The sequence below is a fragment of the uncultured Halorubrum sp. genome (genome assembly GCF_937146585.1).
GTDB lineage: Archaea > Halobacteriota > Halobacteria > Halobacteriales > Haloferacaceae > Halorubrum > Halorubrum miltondacostae.
This window is the reverse complement of the sequence record NZ_CAKZRO010000102.1, coordinates 1-4053: the sequence shown is the minus strand read 5'-3', so window position 1 is coordinate 4053 and position 4053 is coordinate 1. Positions and strand designations below refer to the sequence as shown.

Sequence of the window (4053 nt, the reverse complement as noted above, 5' to 3'; positions counted from 1 at the left end):
TATTCAGCAGAACGCTAAGAACATATCACCGGTTGAGGATTTCAACAGAGCCGGATTTCCCATTCCCGACGCCGATTCGTCGACCGCCCCTTGACGCCGACCCGTCGATCGACCGCGACCTCGCGGCGGGGCTCGGCGGCCGATCCGGCCGCTGCCGATGTCAATCCTTTTGCCTACGACCGCGGATGGGTGTGTATGGGCCTCTTCGACCGGCTGCGAGGGAACGACACGCCGCGCGTGGCGTTCATCGGGATCGACGGCCTCTCGTACCGGGCCGTCGCCGACAATCCGGAGACGTTCCCGACGCTGTCGGCGATCGCGGACGACGGCGAGGGCGGACGGATCGACAGCATCGTCCCGGCGGAGTCGAGCGCGTGCTGGCCGACGCTCACGACGGGGAAGAACCCGGGCGAGACGGGCGTGTACGGGTTCCAGGACCGCGAGGTCGGCTCTTACGACACGTACGTGCCGATGGGCCGCGACGTCCAGATCCCCCGCGTCTGGGACCGTGCGGCCGACGAGGGACTCGACGCGACCGTGATGAACGTCCCCGTCACGTTCCCGCCGCAGCGCACCGTCCAGCGGATGGTCTCGGGCTACCTCTCCCCCGACCTCGACGCCGCCGCGCACCCGGCCGAACTCCGCGAGTACCTCTCCGACAGCGACTACCGGCTGTCGGTCAACGCGAAGCTCGGCCACAAGTCGGACAAGACGGCGTTCTTAGAGCACGCCCGCGGGACGCTCGACGCCCGCGCCGCGGCCTTCGAGCGGTACGTCGAGCGCGACGACTGGGACCTCTTCGTCGGGGTCTTCACCGCCCCGGACCGCGTCAACCACTTCCTGTGGGGCGACTACGAGGACGGCGGGCCGTACCGCGAGGAGCTGCTCTCGTTCCACGCCGCCCTCGACGAGCACATCGGGTCGATCCGCGAGTCGCTCCCCAGCGACGTCACGCTCGTCGTCGGCTCCACGCACGGGTTCCGGCGGCTGCGCCACGACGTCTACTGTAACGAGTGGCTCGAGCGCGAGGGGTGGCTCTCCTACGAGGACGACGACCACGACGCGCTCGCCGACGTCGACGACGAGACCCGCGCCTACTCGTTGGTTCCGGGGCGCTTCTACCTCAACGTCGAGGGGCGCGAACCGAACGGCGCCGTCCCCGAGGACGAGTACGAGGCGACGCGCGCGGAGCTGCGCGAGGCGCTGGAGTCGTGGACCGGTCCCGACGGGAACCCGGTCGCCGACCGCGTCGTCGACCGCGAGACGGTGTTCCGCGGCGACCACGCCGCCATCGCCCCCGACCTCGTCGTCCTCCCCAACGACGGGTTCGACCTCAAGTCCGGGTTCCGTCCCCACGACGGCGTGTTCGACGCCGACGGCCCCCGGACCGGGATGCACGCCTTCGACGACGCCGCGCTGTTCGTCGACCACCCGGACGCGACCGTCGAGGACGCGGACCTCCTCGACGTCGCGCCCACGCTCCTCCGGCTCCTCGACGTCGACTACGGCCGCACGGACTTCGACGGCGCGAGCCTCGTCTGAGCCGGCCGCCCCGCTACCTCCCCTCTCCGCGCCGGGCGACCGAATTGAAGTGAGTCCGCCCCCAGCACCCGGTATGGAGCGCACCCCCGACGGGACCCCCGTCGGCGTCGACGACCCGTACGCGGTCGCCGGCGTCTGCGACCACCTGACCGACGACGGTCGGTGCCGCTTCGCGCTGACCCGGGCGGGCGACGACCCCGCGTTCGCGGCGGAGCGACGCGCCGACGGCTACGACTGTCACGTCGGCCCCGAGGGCGAGTGGGACGCGTGCCCGCACTACCGGTCCACGACCGACGCGAAGTCCTGCGTCCGGTGCGGGCTCGAGAACGTCCGACTGGCGCACGACGAGTCGCGGCCGCTCGTCGAGGAGCACCACCTCTCGTACGGCGGCGACGACGCGCACGAGATCACGGTCGGGCTCTGCCGCTGGTGTCACGCGAAGGTCCACGACTCGATCGCCCGGGTCGACGACGACGCGAGCCCGGACCCCGAGGCGATCGCGGAACGCGAACGGCGCCGCGAGACGGAGCGCTCGGCGTCGGCGTTCGAGACGGCGAGCGAGAACTACGACCCCGAGGACTGAACGCTCCGTCGACCGACGCGACCGTCCGGCGTCGCGCGCCTCAGGCGTCGTCGGCCGGCCGGATCAGGTTCGCCAGCGCGACGAGCAGCCCGAGGAACCACCCGAGCGGCACCGAGATCCCGATCCACATCAGCACGTACCCCAGGCCGGGGAGCCCCCACTGCTGGCCGAACGTCTCGAGGTCGAACGCGCCGCGGAGCGCCTCGTTGATGCCGCCGACCGCGAGGAACGTGTCGAGGATCCACCGCGCGAGCTCGTAGCTCGGCGGGAGGATCAGCTCCTCTAACGTGGGCGTGACGAGGGCGGCGACGACCGGCGGCAGGAACAGCGCCGTCATCGCGAACGGGTACGCGAGCAGGACGCTGACGAACCGCCCGCCGACCTTCGAGAAGCCGGCGGCCAGGGCGGCCGAGACGACCGCCACGACGCTGGCCGCGCCGACCGCGATCACGGCGTCGAACGGCAGTTGGAGGTGCGTGATGACCGTCAGTCCGCCCCAGACGACGGCGGCGACGAGGACCGCGCCGGCGACGCCGATGCGGGTGACCGCCGAGTCGAGCTTCGCCGCGTAGTAGCGCGTCGCGAACCCGACAAGCAACAGCGGGTACGTGACCGCGACGAGGGGCGCGCCCAGCACCGCCCAGAGGTAGTAGCCGACCGACTGGACGGTCGTCTCGGGCTTCCACTTCCCCAAGACCGCGCTCGGGTCGAGCTGTCGCGGGAAGACGACCTCCATCCACGTCTCGTGGAGGCGAATCACGTCCAGGAAGAGCGCTTCCACCAGCCCGGTTTGCCCTCGGCGTTCCATTTGCCTCACGTCGCGCACGCCACGACGTGAACTTTGTGCCTTCGGCTGCGGCGTTCTCGCGACCGATACCCGCGCCGATAGTCTTAAAGAACCGCACACGCCTACCTGAAGGTATGAAACGACGCGGACTGCTCGCGGCACTCGCGGCGTCGACGTCTGTCGCGCTCGCCGGGTGCGCCGGCGAAGACGGGAGCTACGAGTTCGACGCGGCGCCGGCGGAGGTACCGGAGAGCGCGTACGCCGACGGCTACTCCGGCCAGGATCCGGCGTCGTACACCATCGACCGAGAGTTCAACGTCACGGGCGTGAACGCGCGGGTGACGGCGACGACGTGGGTCGCCCGGTACACCAACCAGTCGACCCAGTCGGCGCTGTTCGTGGCGAGTACCCCGAACGCCTCCGTCGCCGGCCAGTCGGTCAACCCGCTCGTCAGGGTCGAGGGCGCGGAGCTCATCCAACGGCTCCTCAACCAGATCAACCAGCAGGACGTCGGCGGCGGGAACGCCGACATCCAGACGGACGACATCGAGTCGCGCGGCGAGGAGACCCGGACGATACTCGGCGAAGAGACGACCGTCTCGGTCTTCGCGACGACGGTCAGCGCGGAAGTCGAGGGCGCGGGCAACTCGAGCGGCTCCGTCGAAGACATCCCCGTCCTCCTGTACATCGCTACCGTCCCGCACACCGCCGCCGACGCGGACAGCGAAGACGTGATCGCGATGGTCGGTATCCACCCCGAACAGGTCGAGCAGTCCGAGCAACTGCTCTCGATGATGGAAGCGGTCGAGCACTGACGGCTCCGGCAATTCCCGTCTCCGCTCTCACTCCGCCCGTCTCCGGTAGCGTTCCGCGCTTTTGAGTTATCAATTGACTGCGTCGCAGCGCAGTCTTGCGATTATTTCTCCAGTCGGAAGCTTTCACGTCCGTAAGCCATTTATAAGCGATCGAACCGAGTGAGAGATCCCGCGGTGTGACAGGAGCCGTTTCGCGGGGCCGGGTCGAGTCCTAATGCCGCCCCGAGAGCGACTGCTCTGGCATCCGTGGGTCGTTCGCTATGATGGGGACGCGATCGCTCGGATGGCTGTCGGTCGGTGTCGTCGTATGCTTCGTGATCGTTGGT

The 4053-nt window shown here is 69.4% G+C and carries 4 protein-coding genes; 3 read left to right on the top strand and 1 reads right to left on the bottom strand.

What is annotated here, in order from left to right; all coding sequences use genetic code 11:
- The first annotated feature begins 195 nt into the window (after nt 1-195).
- Nucleotides 196-1542 (top strand): alkaline phosphatase family protein, encoded by a 1347-nt coding sequence (locus Q0116_RS08680; protein WP_297886966.1) that lies wholly within the window; start codon nt 196-198, stop codon nt 1540-1542.
- Nucleotides 1543-1615: 73 nt separating this feature from the next.
- A complete protein-coding gene (locus tag Q0116_RS08675) occupies nt 1616-2125 on the top strand; it encodes a hypothetical protein (protein ID WP_297886964.1) in 510 nt (169 codons plus the stop codon).
- Between the two features lie 40 nt (nt 2126-2165).
- Here Q0116_RS08675 and Q0116_RS08670 read toward each other — a convergent pair whose 3' ends face one another.
- On the bottom strand, nt 2166-2906 hold the full coding sequence (locus Q0116_RS08670) for a hypothetical protein (RefSeq protein WP_297886968.1): 741 nt from the start codon (nt 2904-2906) through the stop codon (nt 2166-2168).
- Nucleotides 2907-3046: 140 nt separating this feature from the next.
- Between Q0116_RS08670 and Q0116_RS08665 the strand changes: the two genes are divergently transcribed.
- On the top strand, nt 3047-3727 hold the full coding sequence (locus Q0116_RS08665) for a DUF6517 family protein (RefSeq protein WP_297886962.1): 681 nt from the start codon (nt 3047-3049) through the stop codon (nt 3725-3727).
- Nucleotides 3728-4053: the final 326 nt, after the last annotated feature.

Bases quoted from the DNA above. Each gene is read 5' to 3' on its own strand.
- Q0116_RS08665 (WP_297886962.1), top strand. From the start codon at position 3,047: ATGAAACGACGCGGACTGCTCGCGGCACTCGCGGCGTCGACGTCTGTC.
- Q0116_RS08675 (WP_297886964.1), top strand. From the start codon at position 1,616: ATGGAGCGCACCCCCGACGGGACCCCCGTCGGCGTCGACGACCCGTAC.
- Q0116_RS08680 (WP_297886966.1), top strand. From the start codon at position 196: ATGGGCCTCTTCGACCGGCTGCGAGGGAACGACACGCCGCGCGTGGCG.